Genomic DNA, 23,858 nt, shown 5'->3' on the forward strand with positions numbered 1-23,858 from the left:
TAGGGATTTACAACAAAATGTGATGACGCCCTGCATCTACTGAGGCGAGAGCACCGATAATCAAATCTGCAATCTCAGATTTACTTATCGTTAAGGCCATCTAGGAAGCGTTCAGCATCCAGTGCAGCCATACAACCTGTACCTGCAGAAGTGATTGCTTGGCGGTAGTTGTGGTCCATTACGTCACCTGCAGCGAATACGCCAGGGATGCTTGTTTGTGTCGCGTTACCTTCAAGACCAGACTGAACGATGATGTAGTCATCTTTCATATCAACTTGGCCTTTGAAGATTTCCGTGTTTGGCTGGTGACCGATAGCAATGAACGCGCCCATTACTTCGATATCTTCCGTCTTATCAGACTGAGTATCTTTAATACGAACGCCAGTCACGCCCATGTCGTCGCCTAGAACTTCGTCTAGCGTGCGGTCAGTGTGAAGAACAATGTTGCCGTTCTCTACTTTGTCCATTAAACGCTTAACTAGAATCTTTTCAGCGCGGAACGTGTCACGACGGTGAACTAGGTGAACTTCAGACGCGATGTTAGATAGGTAAAGTGCTTCTTCAACAGCCGTGTTACCACCACCTACAACCGCTACTTTCTGGTTGCGGTAGAAGAAACCATCACACGTTGCACAAGCAGAAACGCCGCGGCCTTTGAATGCTTCTTCAGAATCTAAACCTAGGTACTTAGCTGATGCACCTGTTGAGATGATCAACGCATCACACGTGTACTCGCCTGAATCGCCTTTAAGACGGAAAGGGCGGTTTGATAGGTCGACTTCGTTAATGTGGTCGAACAGGATCTCTGTTTCAAAGCGCTCTGCGTGCTCTTTCATGCGATCCATTAGAGCTGGACCCGTTAAACCTTCAGCATCACCCGGCCAGTTTTCGACTTCTGTTGTGGTGGTAAGCTGACCACCTTGCTGCATACCGGTAACAAGTACTGGGTTTAGGTTTGCACGAGCAGCGTAAACTGCAGCTGTATAGCCAGCAGGGCCAGAACCAAGAATCAATAAATTACAGTGCTTTACGTCGCTCATGAGGACTCCGAAATTGAAATTGTTTTTATTTATAATCGCTTAGGATTGTATGGAAAATATGGAGGCAATAAAAGGTTAAACAAGGGTTGAAGTGTAATTATTCGTTATACGTTAGAACTTAATGGAGACAAACGTTTTCGTGGCTTAAAGATCGGCGAAACCACCACCTGAAAAAGGAAGTAGATTAATTGGAGCTATACGTAAGGAAATCGTCGTGTGTAGGTTTTGGATATGGATACAAGATATAGGGCGTTTGCTATGCAGTGATACCACAAGATCATCACTACTTTATCGGTTTTTTCATCTAGCTATTATCGTGCAATATGGTTTGATTCTTATTGATAGAGAGTCTTTGCTTGAAACAAAGAATCCCTTTTTTTGATAGGGCAACTATTCATCCTGTTTGGTCAGTTCATGAAACAACGATGCTGCGTGAGCGCCTTTGGTTCGTGAGAACCTTCAGGGGTTGGGAGAAATGAAACCAATTCCGACTCAATACAAAAGGCTTGAAACTAAGCACATGAAGATTGCGGTCAATTCAAAATGTTATCCAAACGTTTGGTAAATCCCGATAAAGTCATATAAAGAGCTGAACCATTAGAGGCGGCTTTTTCTCAGAAAGAAAAACGAGTATTATCAGCTAAATACCATTAATAAACTAAATAAATATGATCGATTACGAAAAACGCTTTGAAGAGTTCCAGGCTTTGACAGGTATAGGGCAAACGATTCTTCAAACAGATGATAACTCCCAGTTTCAACATTTCAATACGCTCATCGATGAGCTAACATCATTTGCTAACGCCTCCCCTAAAAAATGGTTGTCATTTGGAGAGTCTTATTTGTTCTGGCTGTACTTTCAAGAATTAGGAAGACAAAAAGATATTTCAGCGTATTTGTTACATGTAAAAAAACGACAAAATTTTGAAAAAGATGACAAAGCAGTAGAGATATTAAGCTTTCTAGAAGTGGAAATTTTAATGTTTAACGGTTCTGTCAATGACTCAAACGAAGGTCGTGTAAAAGAGCTATATCAAAAGTATCCGTTCAACCCTGATTTCAAGCACTCATACGCGCATGTTGCTAAGAAGACAAACAAAGAAGAAGCTCTAAGGCTCTATAAAGAATGTATTCAGGACTGGGACTGCAAAGAGCTTATTAGGCAGAAAAACAATTTAGCTTTATCTCTGATGGCCCCGGGTAAAAATTTGGGTATTGATTTTGCAGAATATTTGGTTAGGGACACCCATGAGTTAGAGTTGGGGATTTGTAAAGACCACTTTGAAAAACGCGAGTACTCTAAAGCTAAAGAGCGATTGCATAAAATTAAAAGTGATCCAATTTATGGGAGTATTGCCTTATTATCGGTAACCAATCAAGCGTTTGAAAACTTGATTTATACTCGTGAATACATTGATTCTGAAGCGATTGCGAAGCAGGCTCTGATAGAAAAAGAAGTTAAAGAACTGAACAAAACTAATGTTGAAACACTAGGCGTGTTTAGTGCAATTATTACGTTCATTATCACAGCTGCGTTAGCTATGTTTAAAGACGAAAGTGCTTTATCACCGATTTACATGATCGGAATAGGTCTAATACTTATCGTGTTTATTTTGACAATGCAACTTACAACAAATCCTATCCAAATTAAAAAAGAAGATGGCAAAGGTGGTGTAATTGCATTAATTCGTAATGATTTCCGAGCTACTATCCTCGGAGTGTATACATCACTCGTTATTGTAACGTTAGCCGTAACTGCTTTTTATATACAACCTAAAGAGCACGAGATTGAAAAGTTAATAGAGAGAGCGAAGATAGAACTCTCTGCTGAATCCAAAGTACAACTGAATACTGTACGCAGGAGCGGCGACCAAATAATCAAAAATAGTGTCAAGACTCTTGACGAGACAATTCGAGAAAAAGAAAATATTTTTAAGAGTAAACTTGGCAACGTATCTCATTCTAACGTCGTAGCTTTCGAGAGTGAGATAGTAGATTTTTCCAATTCTCAAGAGTCTAAGTTTAGAAAAGAGGTTACAAGCATCTCTTCAGTTGATGGAATAGTAAAAGATTTAATATTAGAAAACACTGATGTCAAAATAAATAGTAAGTAACAAGAGTCTTAATATTTAGTTAAATTTTCCCCGTGATACAACACGGGGATTCACAACGAGCAACATTAGATGAATGGATAACTTTTAGTAGGGCAAAGCCATGGACAGGATCTGATTTAGTAAAATGCCTACCAAATAACGGCACAAATAGTGTTAGGGAAGAGCGACTAACATTTGTGAATACATGCCGCTTATCTCGAAGCTACATCCATTACCATAGTGGATTTCCAACGCTTAATACTCTTGTTTTCAAATCCCACCCGCGACATTCCACTTCAAATATCTTCGAGACTAAAAGAGCTACCAAGTCGCTCCCTTAAAAGAAATGAGCCATTTAGGGCGGCCGAGTTCCCCCCGAACTCGACCTGTTCCAGACGCGCAAGCAAAGGCGTTTGGTTTCTGGCTTAGTCATAAATTAACCAATTTCAGTTTGTTGTGTAAATAATCAATAGCTTGGCAATTGATAGGTAGGTCGTATTTCGCTGTGCAAAAGCATAGAAATGAATGATGACGAGTGTGATGCCTGAACTCATGCAAGGAGGCTGGCGTATTGAAGCGAAAGGGCTGACACAATATGAAATATCACTTGCCAGTTAATAATATCGTTAAATTTAAATTTGTAGGGATTTATAACTAGCTAGTGGAGTGTGCTAGTTTTAAGAGTTGGTCATCTTTTATTCTGGTGTTATACACTGCTTTTGAATTTCAGTTTAGATTTAGTGTCTGAATTATTAAATCTGACGGGATAAATGATTGTTTAATGTTGATTTGGCAAGATCTTCAAGTATCCTTTATGTAAACAAAACGTTAAATATCGAAAGTTAATTAACAATCATTAAGGAGTCGATGATGTTACATGCTCACGAAAATACCCTACATATTACCCACCTCAGTAACCACGCAATTGAGGAGTTGTCACCGTCATTCTCTAAGCTTCCAAGTACAGAGCACGCGGATGGTCAGTTTCGATTGAGAAGGTACTCGGTGGTTCAATTCAGTAATGGACAAGTCGTAGAGCTAGACAAACATAACTTTGTTCAGTCTGAAGACATTAATCACTTTCAAGGTGACGTTGTTCGCCAATTCGAGCCAATTGAAGCACCAATTCTAAGCAGCGAAGGCATGCAAGAGATGTGTGAACTGTTTATTGAAACCAATGGGCTTGAAGACGGACAAGAAATCGAAATCCACCAAATCCGTATCGCTGCCATTTTTGAAGAGACGCAGGTTGCACCAGAAGGTGTTCACCAAGATGGCTTCGACCACATCGCTTTAATTGGCGTTAACCGTCATAACATTGTGGGTGGCGAAATCATGCTGTACCAAGACTCACATGAAGCACCGTTCTTTAGAAAAGTGCTGGAAGACGGTGAAGTCGCAATGCTGGCCGACAGCAAGCTTTGGCACAACGCACAACCGATTCGTACCATAGACCACGATGAAATGGGCTACATGGATGTGTTTGTTCTAACGGCTAAGGATGCGCGCAATGTCCTTCACTCTTAATGATGTGCGCCAGCAGTTTAGCGCGCTAGGCCAGTACCATAACGGTAAGCCGGTGACCTTTTTTGATGGGCCGGGTGGCTCTCAGGTTCCTGAAAATGTTTTAGCATCCATGACGGAATACCTTGGGCACTTTAATTCAAACCTCGGCGGTCACTACTTTTCTAGCCAAAAGACGACAAGCTTAATGCAGCAAGCGAGAGAAGCAGCACAAGCGCTACTCAATGCTGAGTCTTCTGGCAACGTTGTGTTCGGCGCGAACATGACATCGCTGACCTTCCAATTGAGCCGAGCGATTAGCCGCGATTGGCAAGTTGGCGACGAAGTGATTGTTACTGCACTAGACCACTACTCGAATGTATCGAGCTGGCAACAAGCAGCAGACGACAAAGGCGCGATTGTCCGCCAAGTTCGTGTAGACGAGTCGGATTGCAGCCTAGACATGGCACACTTTGAGTCTCTGTTAAATGAGAAGACCAAGCTGGTTGCTGTGACCTTTGCTTCGAATACCACAGGCTCGATTGTCGACATGGCGAAAGTTATTGAGCTTGCACATCAGCACGGTGCGCAGGTTTATGTCGATGCGGTTCACTACGCTCCTCATCACTTGATCGATGTTCAAAAACTAAATTGTGATTTCTTAGCGTGCTCGGCTTATAAGTTCTTCGGCCCGCATGTTGGCATTGCATACATTGCGCCTCAATGGCTGCATACGTTAAAGCCATACAAGGTTGAGCCTGCAACTAACATTGGCCCAGGCCGATTTGAAACAGGTACACAAAGCTTCGAAGGCCTAGCGGGTGTGATTGCGGCGGTGGATTATTTAGCGCAGTTTGGTGAACCAACAGATTCACTGCGTTCTCGTTTGGAACAAAGCTACGCGCTTTATAACAAGCATGAAAGCCAGTTGAGCGAGTACTTCCTAAAGCGCTTGGCCGATCTTGAAGGGGCAAAACTCTATGGTAAGACGGAATTTGATTCGAACCTGAGAACGCCAACGTTCGCCGTCACCTTTGATAACCACTCTCCAGAGTTCATCGCTAAGAAGTTGGGTGAGCATAATATCTGTGTGTGGAACGGACATTTCTACGCATTAGGTTTAGTGAAGCAGTTGGGTATTGAAGAGCAGGGTGTAGTGCGTATTGGTTGTATGCATTACAATTCGATTGAAGAGATCGACTTGCTGTTCAATGTGCTTGAAGGGATCTTGCGAAGCCATTAGCAGAAGTAATTAGCAAAAAGTCACTAGCACTTAATAGCGACAGAATTAGAAAAGAGCATATTTCTCTCATGAATATTGAGTTGGAAGTATGCTCTTTTTGGTTTCACCGTGCTTATTGAGTTAGCGCCAGTGATCTAATCAAGACAGTAATTCGACTAAGAAAGTTGCTCAACAATCGCTACACCCACTGCGTGTGCGCTAGTTGGGTTCTGGCCTGTAATTACTCGCTCATCAACAATCACAAGCTCTTGCCAAGGTTGAACCTTGTTGAAACGTGCTGCGCCACGAGCAAGCGATTCTTCTAGTAGAAACGGAATGTCATTGATGGTACCAAAGTCGATCTCTTCTTCACGTGTAAAGCCAGTCACCGATTTAGAGCTTAGTAGCTTCTCTCCGTTGCTCAGTACGATAGGAAGTAGAGCTGCAGGGCCGTGACATACTGCAGCGACAATACCACCATCTTCATAATGCTTTGCTGCGATGCTAGCGAACTGTTCATTGGTTGCTAAGTCTGAAAGTAGACCAAAACCACCTGGGTAGAAGATAGCGTCGTAGCTTTCTGCATTAATTTGGCTTACTGGAATCGTGTTGTTGATGCGGTTTTGGAAATCATCATCCGCCAAGATATCAGCATTAACCGTATCTCCCTCAATATCCGTTCCGTAGAGTGGGGCTTTGCCACCATTGATAGAAGCGATATCGTATTCGAATCCAGCAGCCATGATCTCTTTAAGAGCGTGGGTAAGTTCTGGAGCGTAAGTACCGTTAGCTTGGTCTGTATCGCCAAGTGTTGCGTGGTTAGTTACTGGAATTAGTATTTTTTTCATGATTCATCCCTTTGAGCTGCTGTTTTTATTTAGGTGCTGACGCTTTTCGTTAAGTGCTGACACTTTTCGTTAAGCGCTGACGCTTAGCGCTAGGTATCGTGTTGTTACTTAGCTATCGCCGTCTTGTTGTATCTAATACTAGTTCCAAACCAATTAAGTGATAATATGCAAAATAGGCAAAACATTGTTGCTATATAGCAAAGATAAAATACGAGTAGATTAAGTATGGATAGCTTTGAAGGGATTAATGAATTTGTTGCGGTTGCTGAGTGTCACGGCTTTTCAGCAGCCGCCAAGCAGTTAGGTTGCAGTACCAGCCATGTGAGTCGGCAGGTTTCAAGGTTGGAAGAGAGAGTGGGAGTGGCTCTGCTTGCGCGTTCAACAAGGTTGGTTAGCCTGACAGAGTCTGGCCATACTTATTATCAACAGTGCAAAGACCTAGTGATTGGGTTGCAACAAGCGAATGAACAAGTTACGTCTCAGCAAGCTCAGCTTAGCGGTACTTTGCGTGTCAGTGCTGCAGGTGCATTTGCAGAAAACCATGTCGCGGCAGCACTGATGGAATTTGCGAAAGATCACCCCGATCTGACTATTGAAATGAACTTCAACACCAAGATGGTTAACTTCATCGAAGATGGTATCGACTTCGCCATTCGTTACGGACGGTTGGATGATTCCGGTTTGGTGGCAAGAAAGCTTGTCGATCGCCCAATGGCGGCTGCAGCCAGTAAAGACTATATAGAGCAATTTGGTACGCCAACTCATCCAGAACAGCTAAAAATGCACAGCTGTATTATCGCCAACAGTGACCAATGGTTATTCGAGAAAGAGGGAAAACCGTTAAATGCAGTACGAGTTCATGGGCGCTGGCGCAGCAACAATTCGAGCGCAGTACTGAAAGCATGTGAAGAGGGGCTTGGTGTTGTCTACCTTCCCAAAAGCAGTTTCAATGGCGGTCTGACTAATGGAAAGCTTGTCCCAGTACTTGAAGAATATTGGGGAGCAGGAACCAGCAGTTGGGTCGTATATCAAAACCGCCGTTTTTTACCCCAGAGAGCACGACTGGCGATCGACTTCTTAATCTCCTATTTTTCGGATTGGAATGAATAGCGAACAAGTTTTAGGCGGTGAATACTAGCTAAGCAACTTAGATTTAAGCCGAAAGCAGAAAAGGTAATGCTTACATAGATATACGTTATCTTTTTTTGTTTTTTGACGCGCGTAATCAGATTGAGATGCTTGTCTACTTTTGGTGACTCGTGTTAGCGATTGAATTGTAGAGAAGCCACCAACAGTACGATATACTAGATATTATATTAATGTCCCTAGCGCGTAATAGATTATGTGGAAGCGTTGGCAGGATGTGTTCTTATGCTCCAGTGATGAAGTATAGCTAGAGTACGGAGTTGGCAATGTCTTCAATAAATTTCGAATCCACTTACGGTGTAATAACTATTCAAGATATGAATGTAGTTAGTGTTGATGCTAATTATGCTCGTATTTATGGATATCAATCACCAGAAGAACTACTTTCCAATATAGATAGCTTTCTCGATCTCATACCTGAAGAGTTTCACGTTCTCGCTTACCAAAATTATCTTGAAACCGTCAGTGGTCAACGCGACCCTCAGGTCCACACTTATACCAATGTTGATCGCAATGGTAGAGAGTTCACCGTGTTTTCTATCGACCATGTAACGGAGTGGCAGGGAAGACCGGCACTTCAAGTCACGGTTATCGATCTTTCCCCAGCTATTCAGCTACAAAATGCAGTGCGTGAACAAGACAAGATGTATCAAGATATGATTATGCAATCAGGACAGGGCATTTTGGTTCATCGAGATTTCAAACCTCTGATGGTCAATCAATCGTGGGTCAAATTACAAGGTGGCACTTCCATAGAGCAAGTATTAGCGCTGGATTCGATCCTCGGATTGGTGCCACAGCAGAATACAGACGGTATCAGTAAACATTATCACGCGATTGTGTCGGGGGAGTTGTCGGGGACCAGCACGGTGGTCGAAAACATTGGCTTCGACGGTGTTCATCGATTCTTCAATATTTACGACAATGCCATTATGTGGAAAGGTCAGCCCGCGGTTCAGGTTGTGCTTGAAGATGTGACGCAAAAGGTGATGTTGGAAAAGCAGTTGGTTCACCAAGCGAACTACGATGAAATGACGGATCTGCTCAATCGTAGGGCGATTTACGAATGGCTAAGAGAGCATATTATCTCTGAAAATTACCTCGTTTGTATGCTGTTGGATATCGATGATTTTAAGTCGATTAATGATACTTTCGGTCACATGGTGGGCGATGAGGTGATTTGTGCTTTGGCTAACATCACCAAGCGCAATGCCGAGAAAGTCGGAGGAGTGGCGGGCCGTTGGGGTGGTGAAGAATTCATTATATTTATCCCACATGCCTCTCTTGAAACTGCGCGCGAGGTTTCAGAACAAATTCGTCAAGAGTTCAATCAAGCCGAGTTCAAAATCGATGAGAAGGTTCGATTTAATGTGAGTGTCAGTATAGGAATAAGTGATAGCCGAGCCTGTGAAGACGGTGTCACTATTGACGCACTCGTGAACTTAACCGATCAATCTCTCTATCGCGCGAAAGCCAACGGCAAGAACTGTGTCGATGGAGATGTGGTCGCGCTCTAGTCTTTGTATGTTGCTTTATTAAAGCTGATCGTCTCATCTGAAATGAAAAATGCCCTGAAGCAGAAGCCTCAGGGCATTTTTGTATCTCACTTGTGATGGCGCTCTGCTTATTAAGCAGAAACCTCAACTTCGTAAGAACCGAATTTACGGATGTTAATCACACCAGTATCCAAGATAAGGTATTGACCTTTAATGCCTTGAAGTACACCAGTCACTTCAGGGTTCTTATCAAAGTTGTGCGATACAATCTTCACTGGGTGCTGTTCAACGGGGTAGCTCAGTGAAGTGATGTTTTCGCTCAGAATCTCGATGGCATCGTCGCCAAACTTCGCTCTGATCTCTTGGATTTTATCCTCAACCAATGGCAATAGTTCTTTGGCTTTTTCTACCAATTCCATATCGTCACCGTCGCCTTTTAGTAGCGTGCGCCAGTTGGTTTTGTCAGCAATGTGCTTTGCTAATTCAACTTCGATCAGGCCAGAAATCTGACGTGTTTTTACATTCAAGATAGGTAAACCTTGAGTCGCGCCCTGGTCAATCCAACGGGTAGGGATTTGAGTATGGCGAGTGATACCTACCTTTAGGCTTGATGTGTTCGATAAGTAAACGAAGTGATCAACCATGCAGTTCTCTTCACCCCATTGAGGCTCACGACAAGTGCCTTCATCGTAGTGGCAAGTCTCTGGTTTCATGATGCACATGTCGCAGCTTGCTAGCTTTTTCATGCACACAAAGCAGTGGCCTTGAGAGTAGCTTTTCTTGGTTTTCTTACCACACGAGCAGCAAAAAATATTGCCAGTGTGAGTGAGGTTGATGGTTTTACCAATCAGAGGGTTTAGCTCTACAAACTCTTCGCCTACAGGCAAACGGTAGGTAACCGCGCCATCAAGGGAAGCACTCATCTTTTTGAGTGTTCCTTTTGCTAATAAAGACATGACATTACTCGTTGTATTTTGATTATTATTTCGTCGACTCGATTGCGCTGTGAGCAGGCAGTACGGTTAACGATGATTATGCGATGAGTATAACAAATGGTACCTGTTTTTATACGCAATATTACTTGATTCTCGATGTAAATAATCTGAATGAAATATAGGCATAAAAATATAGTATGACATTTTGTTCAGCCGTGATATAACGTTTTTTAGTGATTTATTGGCATCAAGATCACTAATTTATCTGACTTGTTTTTTATCGTGAAATCCCAACTATGGGGATCTTAAGCCGGAAGCTTAGACGTGAAGTGGATCCATAAGATTGTTATCTTTCTCGTTATCGCAACGCTTGCCATTGTGCAGTATTACCGTGTGAGCGGAAATCGTGTGATAACAGCAATAACCCCTGATAAATATGAATTTATCGCGACTAGCGATCGAGTTGATAAGGGCGTTAGTACATCCCAATTATCCTACGAAAATGGGCAGTATATTCTCGACTGTGAACTTAAAGAGTCGGAATATCCTTGGCCTTATTGCGGCCTGTCGATTCGTATCAATCCAGACATTACCGAAGGCCTTGATCTCTCTCAGTATCACACCTTTAGAGTCAATATTGATTACCATGCGGAGGCTGACTCAAGCGGCCGTTTGAGAACCTACCTACGTAACTACAACCCTGCTTATTCAGTTCCGGATAACGAGTACACACATAAGTACAACGGAATGGAGTTTTCTCCAGGAATCGATGGTGGTGTGATTGAGATTCCGATTAAAAACCTGCAAGTGATGACATGGTGGTTGGCGGATAACGACATTGCGTTAGAGCACTCAGCACCTGAGTTTTCGAATGTGAATATGGTTGAATTTGCTACTGCATCTGGTGCAAAGCTTGGCCACCATCGAATTGTTATCCGTAGTATTGAGTTCGAGGGATCTTATATTTCAGGCGAAAGCTTGTTCCTTATTTTACTGTTTGTTTGGGTTGGAACAGGCAGCGTATTTTTGGTATCAGAATTACATACTTCCAGAAAGCGCATGGTGATCGCAGAGAAAAGACATCATCACTTAAAGAACGTCAATCGAGCATTGAGAGAACAGAATTTCGAATTCTCGGAAATGGCTCATCGAGACGAATTAACTGGAGTTTTAAATCGTCACGCTATTCGTGATTGGCTAAAAATGCAGTCTCAGCAGGTTAAGCAGGGGCATGGAAAGCTAAGTATGTTGTATCTTGATATCGACTATTTCAAGAGCGTGAATGACAAGTACGGACACCAAATGGGCGACGATATTTTACGAGAGTTCAGTATGGTGGTCGGCAGTTCGATCAGCGCTTCCGATAAGTTGGTGAGGTGGGGTGGTGAAGAGTTTATTGTTTTTTGTCCGGAGACTGATCTTGGCGAAGCACAACGAAAGGCTGAGAAAATCCGACTCTTAGTCAGCCAGCACCTTTGGGTTCATGGCGATCCACTGACATGCAGTATTGGTGTTGCTGAGATGAAACAAGAGCGAGTGACAGAGACCATTGCTCGCGCTGATGAAGCTTTATATCAAGCGAAGCATTCAGGTCGAAATCAGGTGATCTTGAGTCACTAATCTGAAAATTGTTTTGATTAGTTTATAAGCCACGCGTGCATATGTGACGTGTGGCGTTTTTATGGCTGATAGATGAGTTTACCCTCTAGAGCCTTTGTTTGTTTGGAAAATGTACAAAAATGATTTCTCTGTTCTTTAAATGCTTGCTGGGTGCAGCTGCGGTTTTGTTGATTGCGCTATTGTCGAAGAGTAAGAGCTTCTACATCTCTGGTTTAGTGCCGCTGTTTCCGACCTTTGCTCTGATTGCTCACTACATTGTCGGCACGGAACAAACCATGGTGGAGTTACGTACCACAGCGCTGTTTGGTCTGTTTTCGCTTGTGCCGTACGCCGCTTATCTTGGCGCAGTGTATGTGTTCAGTTATCGTTATAACTTGGTGTCGACTCTCTCGTTAGCGACCGTAGTGTGGGTATTGTGTGCTTCGATGTTGCTGCTAGGTTGGACGCGTTTAGTGCCAAGTGCGATTTAATGCTGTTGTTCTGAAGAGCGGTGAGCGGTTTGATTTAGCCAATAAATAGCCAAAACAAAAAAGGTGGCGCGGAGCCACCAAAAGGGAAAAGCGTTTCTTTTTTTATGTGCCCGTTCAGTGGTGACTTCATACTAAGTGATAGTTTCAAACTGAGCGGGCATTTTTGTACTGGTTGAGCTGGGGGAAACTCAACCAGTTTAGGGGAGCATTCTCTAAAAGTACTTGTCTATAAACATAAGTCTATTGGACGTTAGTGCTTACCAGAAAATCCAAGCGAACAGAGTCAGAACTAGGATACAAACTAGGTTCAACACCATACCGATTCGCATCATCTCTTTCTGCTTGATGTGGCCCGAGCCAAACACGATTGCGTTAGGTGGTGTGGCTACTGGTAGCATGAAGGCACAAGATGCAGCAACCGCAATCAGTGCAGACAAGATAACTGGAGACATCCCCAGCGCTTCAGCAATAGTCGCAAATACAGGGACAAGCAATGCCGCACTCGCCGTGTTACTCGCAAATTCCGTTAGGAATACCACGAACGCTACCACGGCTAGAATCGTAAGCAGTACGCCAGCTGTTTCTAAAAATCCGCTTAGTGAGTGTGCTAGGAATACGCTGGTTCCTGTTGCTTTCAGAATATTACTTAAACAGATACCGCCACCGAACAGGATAAGCACACCCCAGTCTGTTGTTTTCTCTACATCTTTCCATTCCACCGCTCTAGAAGCGCCAAGCAGTACAATTGCGCCAATCGCTACCAAGCTATCAAATTTAGAGAATCCGCCAATCATTGCGTTGATTGGTTTACCGAATATCCAAAGCGTTACCGTTAAAAGGAAGATAGACAGTGTGATTTTCTTGCTGTTTGTCCACTCAACTGGGGCATGGTCTAGCTCGAATTTGTGGTCAAGCTTTGGCTTAGTCATCACGTAAAGAATAATCATCGCGATTGGCAGTAAGATCATTGAGATAGGTAAGCCAAGCGCCATCCACTCTGTGAAGCTCAAGCCAACTTCTGCCGCTGCAATTGCGTTTGGTGGGCTACCAACCAAGGTTGCGATGCCACCGATTGATGCACAGTAAGCGATACCCAATAGCACGAACACGTAGGTGTTGCGGTCTTCACTTTGGTCGACTTTGTTCATGATGCCAAGAACAAGAGGAAGCATCATTGCAGTGGTGGCTGTGTTTGAGATCCACATTGATAGACCGGCACTCACACCGAACAACATGAACACAGCGACCGACATTCTGCCTTTTGCAATCAGCAGTACTTTGTCAGCAATCGCTTTATCTAGCTCTTGTTTGTTCAGTGCGGCTGCTAATGCGAAGCCACCCATGAACAAGAAGATGATTGGGTTTGAAAAGTTAGCCAGCGCTGCGGGCGTGTTGAATACACCAAACAAGACAGCCAATAGGGGAACGAGCAAAGCGGTTATGCTGACGTGAATAGCTTCTGTTAACCATAGAATGGCAACGAACACGAGAATACTTAAACCTGTATTCACTTGCGCTTCGAATGGCAGGGTATTAAGCAAAACTGCAAATAGCGTGAAATTACCAATTAATATCATGCTGTTGCGGGTAAACAACCAGTGTTTCAGTGTAGTAACAAGTGCCGTCATAAGACGCTCCTTTTGTTTATCCTCGTTTTATTGGTGCACGACTTCATTGAGTCGTGCTTATTATTTTCGAGGTATATAGCTTGATGTAGGGTCAGACTTTGTTGGAAGAATGTTACTCAAGTTAATAAAGGAGTGTTGGTGTGTTTTTGCTTAACAATGGGGAAGTGTGAGGCAACAAATTCAAAATGTGTAGTTTTCTACACATCGGTCTCTTCAGGGGCTGCAATCGGGCTTGTTGTAGGGTCGACAACAGGGTTTACAGTGGGGTCAGTAATAGGGTTTGGAATCGGAAATGATTCCGGTTTTGGACTCGGTTGAATAGGCTCTTTAGGTCCAAGAAACTTTGGCGTTGTCCCCATAATATACAGATCAAGGAATGCTTTGGTACGCGCAAACACTTCACGTAAACGTATCGTGGTTCCGGAATGGTGGGTTGGTCCTGAAACGGCTAAACACTGCGCGTGAATATCGTAAGAATTGGCGATGAATAGCGCTCTTTCACAGTGGAATTTTTGAGTGATGATCAGGAAGTTATCGGTATCGAATATCTTTTTGGCGCGAACAATCGAGTCTAAGGTTCTGAACCCCGCGTAGTCGAGATTGATACGTTCATCGGGGACGCCTGCTTTCAACAAGTCGCGCTTCATCGTCCACGGCTCATTGTAAGAGCGATGAGCGTTATCGCCACTCAGTAGAAATTGGTCCACTTTTTCACGATCGAACAGCTCAATCGCCGCTTCAATTCGGTGCTTATAATAGTCGTTGAGTGTTCTACCCAAATATTTGCTTGTGCCAAGCACAACTGCAACCTCAAGCTCGGGCACTTCATCAATATCGTAGATGATGCGATCTTCCGCTTGCCATGAAACCCAATAATCGATCGCAATAACCGCAGCGCTGCCTACCAAGAACACAATAAATGAGCCATACAGAAAACCTTGCAGTTTTTTGTATGTTTTTAGTAAGTAGTTTCGGCAAATGTGAGAATTGAATTTCACTCTCGGCATAGTCCTTTGACTGAGCATTATTTTTTGAGTGCTCGATAATACCAAATAAAAATGAGAAAAATCAGTTAAAAAGACAAGACAGTGTAAAGAAAAAAGCCCCTGCAATAGCAGAGGCTCTTAGAAGAGGAATTAACGCTCTTTATTCCAAGCGCAGTACGCTTTATTTAAAGTACAGCACGCTTTATTAGAATGCCGTGCGCTTGTAGCGACGGTAAACTGGTTGCCAGAAGTGCTGGTCAATCGCTTGTTGTAATGCTTCTTCAGTGATCTCTAGAGCAACACCTTGCTCAATCGCTTTCTTACCAACAGCAAAAGCAATCTTCTTAGATACGGTGTGGATCTCTTCTAGTGGTGGAAGTAGAGCGCCCGAACCATTGATAGCGAGTGGAGAACACGTAGCAAGTGCACGGCTTGATTCCATTAGCATTTCGTCAGTGATACGTGAAGCATTCACAGCCAATACACCAAGGCCAATACCTGGGAAGATGTAGCTGTTGTTACACTGAGCAATTGGGTAAGTCGTGCCGTTGTGAACTACTGGCTCAAATGGGCTACCTGTCGCAACAAGTGCTTGGCCATCAGTCCAACGAATAATGTCGTTTGGTGTTGCTTCAACACGGCTTGTTGGGTTCGACAGTGGGAACACGATAGGGCGTTCACAGTGCAGGTTCATCTCTTTGATGACTTCTTTGCTGAATAGACCTGGAGCACCAGATACACCAACCAATACTGTTGGTTTCGCGTGGCGAACAACGTCTAGTAGAGAGAAACCAGTGCCGTCGCTTTCCCAGTCTTTGGTGTTTTCGTTGGTTTGAACCAGACGCTGTTGGAAATCAAGCAGGTTTTGCATGCCTTCCTGTAGCAGACCCCAACGGTCAACCATGTAAACTTGAGAGCGAGCTTGTGCATCGCTGATACCTTCAGACACCATTTGAGCAATGATAGCTTCAGCAATACCACAACCTGCAGAACCGGCACCTAAGAAGGTAATACGCTGATCTGACAGTTTGCTGTTTGCTGCTTTACATGCTGCAAGTAGAGAGCCAACCGTTACGGCAGCTGTGCCTTGGATGTCATCGTTGAAACAACAGATGCGATCTTTGTAACGCTCAAGCAGTGGCATTGCGTTCTTTTGTGCGAAATCTTCGAACTGAACTAATGCATCAGGCCAACGGCGTTGAACCGCTTGGATGAACTCTTCAACGAATGCATCGTAGTCAGCACCTGTGATACGAGGGTGACGCCAGCCCATGTACATTGGATCAGCAAGACGTTGAGGGTTGTTAGTACCCACATCGAGCACGATTGGTAGCATGTAAGCTGGGCTGATGCCGCCACACGCTGTGTAAAGTGCTAGCTTACCAATTGGAATACCCATGCCACCGATGCCTTGGTCTCCCAAACCAAGAATGCGCTCACCATCCGTAACCACGATAACTTTAACGTTGTGGTTTGTCGCATTATTCAGTAGATCATCGATACGATCGCGGTTCGGGTATGAAATAAACAGACCACGACCACGACGGTAAATATTTGAGAAGTTCTCACATGCTGCGCCAACCGTTGGCGTGTAAATGATAGGCATCATTTCAGAGATGTGGTTTTGAACTAAACGATAAAAAAGCGTTTCATTAGTGTCTTGGATGTTGCGAAGGTAGATATGCTTATCCATATCACTTTCGAAGTTACAATATTGTTTGTATGCACGTCCTACTTGCTCTTGGATTGTTTCGGTTGTTTCCGGTAACAAGCCTTCAAGGTTGAAAGAACTGCGTTCTTCAGCAGAGAATGCGCTGCCTTTGTTTAGAAGAGGTGTACTTAGTAGAGCAGGACCAGCATAAGGGATATATAGAGGGCGTTTATCGTTGTTCATTGGATGCCTAATATGGGAGAAAGGGTAACTGAAAAATGATAACGGTTTAGTTATTCAATTGTAAATAGTTTCTCCGCGATCTGAGCAAACAAAATGATATTCTTACCTCTGTCCCACACTTATCGAATTTCAACACGATAATTCGTTATACTTTGCTCACACTTTTTCGCGACGCTCCTTTTTTATGTCATTACTTCCCATCGATGCTTATCAAAATGTATTCCACGAACAAATCGTTAATTCTCACCTTGTCGTAGAGGCTGAAACCGGATCGGGTAAATCTACGCGATTGCCAATTTGGGCTTCCCAACATGGGCGAGTGTTGGTGGTGGAACCAAGACGCATCGCGTGTACATCACTGGCTAAATATCTCGCACAACAATCGGGCGAGAAGCTTGGGAGCAAAGTGGGCTATGCGATTAAGCTTGAGTCTGAGTACAACGAGCAAACTGACGTTGTTTTTGTGACGCCTGGTATCGCGCTGCGTTGGCTGTCAGAAGATGGGCTCGCTAGCTTTGACGTGATCGTGGTGGATGAGTTTCATGAGAGACGCTGGGACATCGACTTGCTGGTGGCGATTCTGAAACAAAAAGCGAGTCACCGTTTGGTGATCACATCAGCAACCATTGAGGGTGAACGCCTTGCTTATTATTTGGATGCGAATCGAATCAGTTGTGAAGGCCGAACTTATCAAGTTGAGATTGAACACAGAGCGAATGAATCCAGAACTCTGCCTGATATCCGACATCTAGAGCAGCGCATCGCGGAAGAAGTGAATCATCAATTAATTGCGTCTTTCGGCGATATGTTGGTTTTTCTGCCGGGTAAAAAAGAGATTGTGCAATGCGAACAAGCCTTAGCGAAAAATCCAGATATCCAAGTCATTAAATTGCATGCGTCGGTCAGTGATAAAGAGCGAGATTTAGCGTTATCGGGTCGGAATATCGATACTGTAGGTAATGGTTTGAGAAAGGTCATTCTTGCGACCAACGTTGCAGAAACCTCATTAACCATTCCTGACATCGGTGTGGTGATAGATTCAGGATTAGAAAGGCGCACTGTTCAGCGTAATGGCAGAACAACTCTGATGCTTAAATCCATATCACGAGCCAGTGCCAAACAACGAGCTGGCCGCGCGGGTAGGGTCATGGACGGCGTTTGTGTGCGTCTATATGGTGAGCATGCGGCGTTAGAGTTAGTCACACCGCCTGAATTGCAGCGTGAAGAGCTGACCGAGCCTATGTTGGCCGCGGCATGTTGTGGATCTCCGCTTGAGAGTTTGTCTTTCCTCGATCCTATTCCTGAGAAGTCGCTAAATAGCGCAACTCAAACCTTGCTGACGATGGAAGCAATTAACGGCAACCATCAAATTACCGAGCATGGCAAAAAGCTGTATCCGTTGCCGATTGACGCTTTGTATGCCGATATCGTTACTCGAATCAAAACCAAAGCATTAAAAGAAGCGATGGTCGATCTCACAGCGGCGTTATCCGTTCCGGCTCGCTTGTATCAATTACCGAGCAATGCAGAACATCTGGAAGCGCTCGCGCAACAGGAGAAAGAAGGGTGTGATTTATGCCTGTTGATTCAGATTGTGCGTGGTCGCGAATATCCGAATCTAGAAATAGATCAACAAGCACTGAATGAAGCACAAGGATTGGCGAAGCAAATGCGTGAGGTGTTTGAACTTCCTCAGTTAGAAGTCGCGTCACGTTTCCAGCGCATTGAACTGCTTAAGACTATTGTAAATCTGCATCCTGAATTGGTGTTTGTGCGCCGACTGAAAAGGAAAGAAGCCTTTGCCAATGGAGCGTTAGAGGTAGTACTTGGTCGTCAGAACCGTTTCCCAGACAATGCACAAGCGATGTTGGTGCTTGATACCCACAGCTTGCCGGGAAGAGGTGTTAAGCAGACGCTGACCTTAGCGACGGTCACGGCCCCCATTCCTCTTGAGCTTATAGTTGATGCTCAGCTAGGAGAGTGGGAGCAAGGCGAAACAGTAGTAAATGACGATGGCGTTTTTACCGAGATGGCGTTGATGTATGCAGGCCGTACAATTACAACCAAGCTCGTCGTGGCTGAAGGGCAACTATCATTGAAGCCTATCGTCGACCTTGTGTTAAGTGGGGTTCAGCTTCCCGGTTTTGCAAAGGTTCGCACTCAAGAAATCAAACACTGGCAACTGTATGTGAAACTCGGTCTCGATGAGCAAACACAATACACACCAGAAATTGAGAACATTAACTTTGAGCTATGGTTTATAGAGCAGCTTGAAGTGTTAGGTGTTACTGATGTCAGCGAATTGGAAATGTTTGACCACGCAGACATACCGTTCGATGGTATTCCAACTTGGTTCTATTCAGAATTTTCGGAGAAATATCCGTTTGCATTGAGCCTTGCCGACTTGCAACTCGATGTAGAATACTTGCCTGCGAGAAAGCTGATTTACGTTCACTATCAATCGGGTAGTCGAAAGTTATCGCCAAAACGTTGGGAGCTGCCGACATGGTCAGGCTGGCGTATTCAGTACAAAAAAGCGAGCCGAATAATTGATATCAAATAGATGGATAAGTTTTATCTCTAAAATATTAATCAAATAGGTGCATATATGATTTTTCAGTGCTTATTTTGTTACAAGTTTGATTTTTATATGCCTTTTTAACCAATCAAAAGGTCATAAAAGACTATTCTTCTATATCCTATTGCTATAAAGAAAGAGTTGATAGATATTGAGTATATTGTGTTGCCAAAGTGTCGGGGGACATCATGGATAAACAGGAAGAGACGCGTGTAGAGTTCGATTACACAACATTTCTTGGCGCCTCATGCAGTAAAAAATGGACTTTTCTGGAAGCACTCACCACAATTGCGCCAGTGTTTAGTACCGTCTGGCGAGATAGCATTAAAGAGCTAGCAAGCCCTGAAGATCGTTTATGGCAGATGGCATTGAAATCGATGTCGACGCGTAAAAGTGATGAGTCGAACATTGTGACCTTACTCAAGCTCGCGAAGCTGGAAGGAATCAATGAGCTCAAAGTGGTGATGCCATATTCTCTTGAAGAAGAGCAGATCGAGTATATTGAATCGCGCAGTCATTTAGTGATTGCGGGTAATTCAGGAGAAGAGTTCACTATTAGGCTGTAACTTCAGTTCGCCGATAACCTCTCTCAGGAATAGTAAAACGTACACGTGAAAAGGGCCTCAATGTTGAGGCCCTTTTAGTATCTAAAATCTGTGTTTACGAGCTTATTAGCTTTCTAGCTTTTTATTTTGAGATTAAGCAATTAAGCGACTAGTCGATTAGACCATAGTCAGCGCGCAGTACATCAATGATCTCTTGCTTAGGATTTTCGCTCAGTACGATCTCCGCACCTGTGATTTTCGCTGCGATATCAAGGTAAGTGCGAGACAGAGACATTAGCGAATCAAGAGGCAGTTCATTGTCACGAGCCAATGCTTCACGTTCTGGCATGCGTTCTTTGTTCAAAAGAATGTCGGCATCAGGGAAGTAGTTAAGCAAGAACTGACGGAAGCCTTCTTTTGAATTCTCAACGATGTTGCCGTTGTTGTATTCCTGAGTATCCCAAATGCGAGATGAATCTGGAGTACCAACTTCGTCCATGTAGATAAGTTTTTCTTTGCCTTTAGCATCGTTGACGTAACCGAACTCAAATTTGGTATCAACGAAGGTTTGGTCTACTTTTGCTAGCGCTTGGCTGATTACGTTGAAGCCTTCTTTAAGAAGTTTTTCGTAATGCGCGATGTCACTTGCTTGAGTAAAGTTGAAGGCTGCGAAGTTGTCTTCGATGTTGCTACGTGTGATGTTCACATCATCAGCTTCTGGAACGCCAGGAATGCCTTTCAAAATCCCTTTTGTTGAAGGCGTGATCAGTAGCTCAGGCAACTTTTTGTCTTTCTCAAGGCCTTCAGGCATCTCGATACCACAAAATTCACGCTCGCCATTTGCGTAAGCACGCCACATAGAACCTGTGATGTATTGACGACAAATCGCTTCAATCATCACTGGGCGAGCTTTTTGTACAATCCATACGAACGGGTGAGGGATATCAAGAATATGACTGTCAGCAAGTCCGTTGTCTTTAAACAATTTGAACCAGTGGTTAGAGATAGCGTTCAGAGCCGCTCCCTTACCTGGAACACCTTTCAGATTCCCTTCACCACGCCAGATACAATCAAATGCAGAGATACGATCACTGATCACCATGATTGCTAAAGGTGCATCTGGTGCTACATCGTAGCCTTTCTCTTTAATTAGTCGTTGGCTATCTTCTTCAGTTAACCAGTAAACCGAACGAACCTTGCCACTGTGGACAGGTTTATCAGTGCGGATTGGGAGGTCATCATTTACGGCAAGAACTTGATCAGCGAGGCTCATTTAGACATTCCTATCTTTTATCAAACGTCATACAGAGAAGTGCAATGTGCACATGATTAGACGGGCATTATACTCAATCTACTATTTGCTTCCAGAGAAAAAGCAAACGATTGCTAAATCTATTGTTTAAATAAAAACCCCCGCCTAACAATCCGCTAAAAAATGGGCGAATTATAGGGCAGGGGAAGGCAGTATATTTGGACTGTGTTTTGGAGCTATGTTTTGTGAGCTCAAAGGTTAAGCTATGTTTGTTAGCTAAAAGGCTAAGCAAGGTAGCTTAGTGAATACGCTCTGAATTTGCATCCATAAAGAAGACTTCACATTGAAAACGTAACCCTAATGTTCTTAGGTACTGTTGGCTGAACTGATCAATCGATGCACTTGCAACAATCGCACTCGCATTCTTAGAGCGGATGGCTTTCTCGACCGTTTCAACTTCCGTCATCTGGTGAGAGGCTTTCATATGAATAACGCGGTCACAGCAAACATTATGTTGCTTAAGCTGCTTTGCCGATGGTCTTGGTGTTTGAGCTGTAAACAGTAACCACTGATGTTGATTGGACAGCAACGCCATTCTTGCAAACAACGCTTCCTCGTTTGAATTTTTGCTTTTACGAGAAACTGATGTAAATACGCAGTGAACTAGCGGGCTAGAGTGTTGTGCTTTAACGTGTGCTTGAATCATTTTGCTGTCCTTATATACATGCTGTATGTGTATACAGTAGTTTTAGTTGCTTATAAGATCAAGCGTTTTTTGCGGGATTATTGGACGATTTCGTCTGAGATTATGAATGAAACGCAATTAAGTCATTGAAATAATTTGATAAATTAAATTTGAATGAATTTGCTATTTTGTCTCATAAGTTGAAAAAAATGTGAGCTTTATACAGGTGTATACAGTGGTTTTGACAGAAAAGTACTGTATACACCTGTATAGAGATAGAGATAGAGATAGAGATAGAGATAGAGATAGAGATAGAGATAGAGATAGAGATAGAGATAGAGATAGAGATAGAGATAGAAGATCTAAAACCACAGGCACAAAAAAAGCGCCTTAGGCGCTTTCTTATATTTCACGGTGTTGCTTATCTCAATGTCGCTTGGGAGAGTTTTGCTCTCATTTCCATTTCACCAATATTGAACTGGCGAACATCAATGGTTGCAATATCATTGCACTCTTTACATGCATGATGACACTTACCATCTAGGTAGTCGTGCTTTTTAACTAGGCTTGGCTTTTTGCACCAATCACAAACGCCTTCTATTGTGAACATATTCTCTCCTCACCTGTTTAAGTCAGGTGTATTTTCGGCGCAAATTATGACACAAGTAAGACCCATTAGTTAATAGTTTGTTACCCGTTTTTGAGAGGGGGATCGATTGCAACACCAATAAAATCGATATCTTTGAGATCTAGAAAAATGAAGATGTGTATTTGTTTACGGTTTTGTAACATTTTGTAAAATGGTTTTTAGCGCATTGTTCAAACGTTTCATTTCTTCGTCACATCCGTGACCATCTGGATGGTAGATCTTTGATAGCTGTTTGTATCGGATCTTGATGCTTTTTTGGTCAGGGATTGAGCTAGGTGTGTAGCCAAATAGCGCGCAGGCCACCTGCAAATTACTCAGACCTTTACTGTTTTTCTGCTTCTTCAATTCGTGGAACATAGTGTGCAGCTGGCGTTTTTGCTGCTTAATCGTATGGTCCTTCGAGCTAAGCTGCGCTTCAAGTGATTGTTGTTGCTGTCGCGAATCACCTGACTTTAGAGCTTGTCTTTTTCTTAAGATAACGAGAGTAGCAATGATGCTGATAATTGAAATCAACACGGTCAAGGCTGTGCCAATCAGATAGTCTGAATACGTTAGGTTGGAACGTGTCGCCTGCTCTTCGTATGGCAGAGGCGAAGGGAGAGTGCTTGCTCCCTGTTGATTAGATAGCCCTTGATTCGCGCTGGTTTCAGTTTTGACGTTGTCGTTGAGCTTCTCAATCGAAGAGATCTGCTTTGCACGTTGCTGATTGAATTGCGCTTCCAAAATACGGTTGTAACCCACTTCTGCTTGTGGATTATCTTTTAAGGCTGCTTCATACCATAGCTGCGCTTCATCTAGCGGTTGAAGGAGGTCTTGTTCTAGCGAGGATTCGTAGATCTTTGCGACTTCGATAGGCGCGCGCTGGTTACCTTGCAATGCTGCTTTAATAAACCATTCCAAAGCAAGCTTATTACTTTGTTCAACACCAGTTCCTGCCAAGTACCATTCGCCCAGTCTAAATTGCGCGTTTGGGTTACCGCTTTCTGCTGATTGCGTGTACCAATATAATGCATCACTGGTGCTAAGAGGGACGTCAACACCCGATTCATAAGCTTGAGCTAATTGGTATTGAGAAATGGGATCTTGAGGTTGTGATTCTAGCGAAAGCTCGTCACTACTTGCAGCGTGCACGAAATGTGGTGTGGCCAACGGTATCGTGGAAAAGGTGAGGGCTAGAAATAGAGTTCTAAGCAGTGACGATGACAAAAAGTTGGATAGGATAAGCAAAAGATAAGTCTCGTAAAAAAGCCCAGAGTCGATATGTCAGT

19 protein-coding genes are annotated in these 23,858 nt (G+C 43.5%); 9 read left to right on the top strand and 10 right to left on the bottom strand.

Annotation, left to right across the window (positions count from 1 at the left end; translation table 11 throughout):
* Positions 1-80 precede the first annotated feature (80 nt).
* Positions 81-1,040: a thioredoxin-disulfide reductase gene (gene trxB, locus FTW16_RS02175; RefSeq protein ID WP_004733400.1), complete on the bottom strand. Its 960-nt coding sequence runs from the start codon at positions 1,038-1,040 to the stop codon at positions 81-83.
* 668 nt (positions 1,041-1,708) lie between these two features.
* Here trxB and FTW16_RS02180 point away from each other — a divergent pair.
* From FTW16_RS02180 to FTW16_RS02190, 3 genes are all read left to right on the top strand, one after another.
* Positions 1,709-3,154, top strand: coding sequence for a hypothetical protein (locus tag FTW16_RS02180; RefSeq protein WP_048659553.1), 1,446 nt, complete (start codon positions 1,709-1,711; stop codon positions 3,152-3,154).
* Positions 3,155-4,003: 849 nt separating this feature from the next.
* Positions 4,004-4,660 (top strand): 2OG-Fe dioxygenase family protein, encoded by a 657-nt coding sequence (locus tag FTW16_RS02185; protein ID WP_186728011.1) that lies wholly within the window; start codon positions 4,004-4,006, stop codon positions 4,658-4,660.
* Positions 4,644-5,879, top strand: a complete 1,236-nt coding sequence (locus tag FTW16_RS02190; RefSeq protein WP_146489887.1) for a cysteine desulfurase-like protein — start codon at positions 4,644-4,646, stop codon at positions 5,877-5,879. The genes FTW16_RS02185 and FTW16_RS02190 overlap by 17 nt, the downstream gene beginning before the upstream one ends.
* A 155-nt stretch (positions 5,880-6,034) precedes the next feature.
* Here the strand turns inward: FTW16_RS02190 and FTW16_RS02195 are convergent, their stop codons facing one another.
* On the bottom strand, positions 6,035-6,706 hold the full coding sequence (locus FTW16_RS02195) for a type 1 glutamine amidotransferase domain-containing protein (protein ID WP_146489888.1): 672 nt from the start codon (positions 6,704-6,706) through the stop codon (positions 6,035-6,037).
* A gap of 225 nt (positions 6,707-6,931) precedes the next feature.
* Between FTW16_RS02195 and FTW16_RS02200 the strand changes: the two genes are divergently transcribed.
* Both FTW16_RS02200 and FTW16_RS02205 read left to right on the top strand, forming a co-directional pair.
* Positions 6,932-7,816 (top strand): LysR family transcriptional regulator, encoded by an 885-nt coding sequence (locus FTW16_RS02200; protein WP_146489889.1) that lies wholly within the window; start codon positions 6,932-6,934, stop codon positions 7,814-7,816.
* Between the two features lie 302 nt (positions 7,817-8,118).
* Entirely contained in the window at positions 8,119-9,369 is a 1,251-nt protein-coding gene (locus tag FTW16_RS02205; RefSeq protein WP_146489890.1) for a sensor domain-containing diguanylate cyclase, read from the top strand.
* A gap of 110 nt (positions 9,370-9,479) precedes the next feature.
* Here FTW16_RS02205 and FTW16_RS02210 read toward each other — a convergent pair whose 3' ends face one another.
* Complete coding sequence (locus FTW16_RS02210; RefSeq protein ID WP_146489891.1) at positions 9,480-10,304, bottom strand: DUF2797 domain-containing protein; 825 nt, start codon at positions 10,302-10,304, stop codon at positions 9,480-9,482.
* A gap of 303 nt (positions 10,305-10,607) precedes the next feature.
* Here FTW16_RS02210 and FTW16_RS02215 point away from each other — a divergent pair, with 303 nt between their 5' ends.
* Complete coding sequence (locus tag FTW16_RS02215; RefSeq protein ID WP_146489892.1) at positions 10,608-11,903, top strand: GGDEF domain-containing protein; 1,296 nt, start codon at positions 10,608-10,610, stop codon at positions 11,901-11,903.
* Between the two features lie 119 nt (positions 11,904-12,022).
* Positions 12,023-12,373 carry a GlpM family protein gene (locus FTW16_RS02220; RefSeq protein ID WP_017631289.1) on the top strand — a complete coding sequence of 117 codons (351 nt, stop codon included), beginning with the start codon at positions 12,023-12,025 and terminating at the stop codon, positions 12,371-12,373.
* 257 nt (positions 12,374-12,630) lie between these two features.
* Here the strand turns inward: FTW16_RS02220 and FTW16_RS02225 are convergent, their stop codons facing one another.
* From FTW16_RS02225 to FTW16_RS02235, 3 genes are all read right to left on the bottom strand, one after another.
* Complete coding sequence (locus FTW16_RS02225; RefSeq protein WP_048607137.1) at positions 12,631-14,001, bottom strand: SLC13 family permease; 1,371 nt, start codon at positions 13,999-14,001, stop codon at positions 12,631-12,633.
* A 197-nt stretch (positions 14,002-14,198) separates the two neighbouring features.
* Complete coding sequence (locus FTW16_RS02230; protein ID WP_029405420.1) at positions 14,199-14,999, bottom strand: vancomycin high temperature exclusion protein; 801 nt, start codon at positions 14,997-14,999, stop codon at positions 14,199-14,201.
* Between the two features lie 193 nt (positions 15,000-15,192).
* Complete coding sequence (locus FTW16_RS02235; protein WP_060982468.1) at positions 15,193-16,881, bottom strand: NAD-dependent malic enzyme; 1,689 nt, start codon at positions 16,879-16,881, stop codon at positions 15,193-15,195.
* A gap of 184 nt (positions 16,882-17,065) precedes the next feature.
* Between FTW16_RS02235 and FTW16_RS02240 the strand changes: the two genes are divergently transcribed.
* Positions 17,066-19,444 carry a helicase-related protein gene (locus FTW16_RS02240; RefSeq protein WP_146489893.1) on the top strand — a complete coding sequence of 793 codons (2,379 nt, stop codon included), beginning with the start codon at positions 17,066-17,068 and terminating at the stop codon, positions 19,442-19,444.
* A gap of 203 nt (positions 19,445-19,647) precedes the next feature.
* Positions 19,648-20,025, top strand: a complete 378-nt coding sequence (locus tag FTW16_RS02245; protein ID WP_019821854.1) for a hypothetical protein — start codon at positions 19,648-19,650, stop codon at positions 20,023-20,025.
* Between the two features lie 148 nt (positions 20,026-20,173).
* Here FTW16_RS02245 and FTW16_RS02250 read toward each other — a convergent pair whose 3' ends face one another.
* From FTW16_RS02250 to FTW16_RS02265, 4 genes are all read right to left on the bottom strand, one after another.
* On the bottom strand, positions 20,174-21,277 hold the full coding sequence (locus FTW16_RS02250) for a phosphoribosylaminoimidazolesuccinocarboxamide synthase (protein ID WP_146489894.1): 1,104 nt from the start codon (positions 21,275-21,277) through the stop codon (positions 20,174-20,176).
* Positions 21,278-21,554: 277 nt separating this feature from the next.
* The gene (locus FTW16_RS02255) at positions 21,555-21,962 is read right to left on the bottom strand and encodes a SulA-like leucine-rich domain-containing protein (RefSeq protein WP_146489895.1); all 408 of its coding nucleotides are present in this window, start codon (positions 21,960-21,962) and stop codon (positions 21,555-21,557) included.
* A 400-nt stretch (positions 21,963-22,362) separates the two neighbouring features.
* Positions 22,363-22,551, bottom strand: a complete 189-nt coding sequence (locus FTW16_RS02260; protein WP_004733419.1) for a hypothetical protein — start codon at positions 22,549-22,551, stop codon at positions 22,363-22,365.
* Positions 22,552-22,716: 165 nt separating this feature from the next.
* Positions 22,717-23,817: a tetratricopeptide repeat protein gene (locus FTW16_RS02265; RefSeq protein WP_146489896.1), complete on the bottom strand. Its 1,101-nt coding sequence runs from the start codon at positions 23,815-23,817 to the stop codon at positions 22,717-22,719.
* Positions 23,818-23,858 lie beyond the last annotated feature (41 nt).

The sequence above is a fragment of the Vibrio sp. T20 genome (assembly GCF_007858795.1).
Lineage (GTDB): Bacteria > Pseudomonadota > Gammaproteobacteria > Enterobacterales > Vibrionaceae > Vibrio > Vibrio satsumensis.

Coding starts and splice junctions, on each gene's coding strand:
- trxB (WP_004733400.1), bottom strand. CDS start 1,040: ATGAGCGACGTAAAGCACTGTAATTTATTGATTCTTGGTTCTGGCCCT.
- FTW16_RS02180 (WP_048659553.1), top strand. CDS start 1,709: ATGATCGATTACGAAAAACGCTTTGAAGAGTTCCAGGCTTTGACAGGT.
- FTW16_RS02185 (WP_186728011.1), top strand. CDS start 4,004: ATGTTACATGCTCACGAAAATACCCTACATATTACCCACCTCAGTAAC.
- FTW16_RS02190 (WP_146489887.1), top strand. CDS start 4,644: ATGTCCTTCACTCTTAATGATGTGCGCCAGCAGTTTAGCGCGCTAGGC.
- FTW16_RS02195 (WP_146489888.1), bottom strand. CDS start 6,706: ATGAAAAAAATACTAATTCCAGTAACTAACCACGCAACACTTGGCGAT.
- FTW16_RS02200 (WP_146489889.1), top strand. CDS start 6,932: ATGGATAGCTTTGAAGGGATTAATGAATTTGTTGCGGTTGCTGAGTGT.
- FTW16_RS02205 (WP_146489890.1), top strand. CDS start 8,119: ATGTCTTCAATAAATTTCGAATCCACTTACGGTGTAATAACTATTCAA.
- FTW16_RS02210 (WP_146489891.1), bottom strand. CDS start 10,304: ATGTCTTTATTAGCAAAAGGAACACTCAAAAAGATGAGTGCTTCCCTT.
- FTW16_RS02220 (WP_017631289.1), top strand. CDS start 12,023: ATGATTTCTCTGTTCTTTAAATGCTTGCTGGGTGCAGCTGCGGTTTTG.
- FTW16_RS02225 (WP_048607137.1), bottom strand. CDS start 14,001: ATGACGGCACTTGTTACTACACTGAAACACTGGTTGTTTACCCGCAAC.
- FTW16_RS02235 (WP_060982468.1), bottom strand. CDS start 16,881: ATGAACAACGATAAACGCCCTCTATATATCCCTTATGCTGGTCCTGCT.
- FTW16_RS02240 (WP_146489893.1), top strand. CDS start 17,066: ATGTCATTACTTCCCATCGATGCTTATCAAAATGTATTCCACGAACAA.
- FTW16_RS02245 (WP_019821854.1), top strand. CDS start 19,648: ATGGATAAACAGGAAGAGACGCGTGTAGAGTTCGATTACACAACATTT.
- FTW16_RS02250 (WP_146489894.1), bottom strand. CDS start 21,277: ATGAGCCTCGCTGATCAAGTTCTTGCCGTAAATGATGACCTCCCAATC.
- FTW16_RS02255 (WP_146489895.1), bottom strand. CDS start 21,962: ATGATTCAAGCACACGTTAAAGCACAACACTCTAGCCCGCTAGTTCAC.
- FTW16_RS02260 (WP_004733419.1), bottom strand. CDS start 22,551: ATGTTCACAATAGAAGGCGTTTGTGATTGGTGCAAAAAGCCAAGCCTA.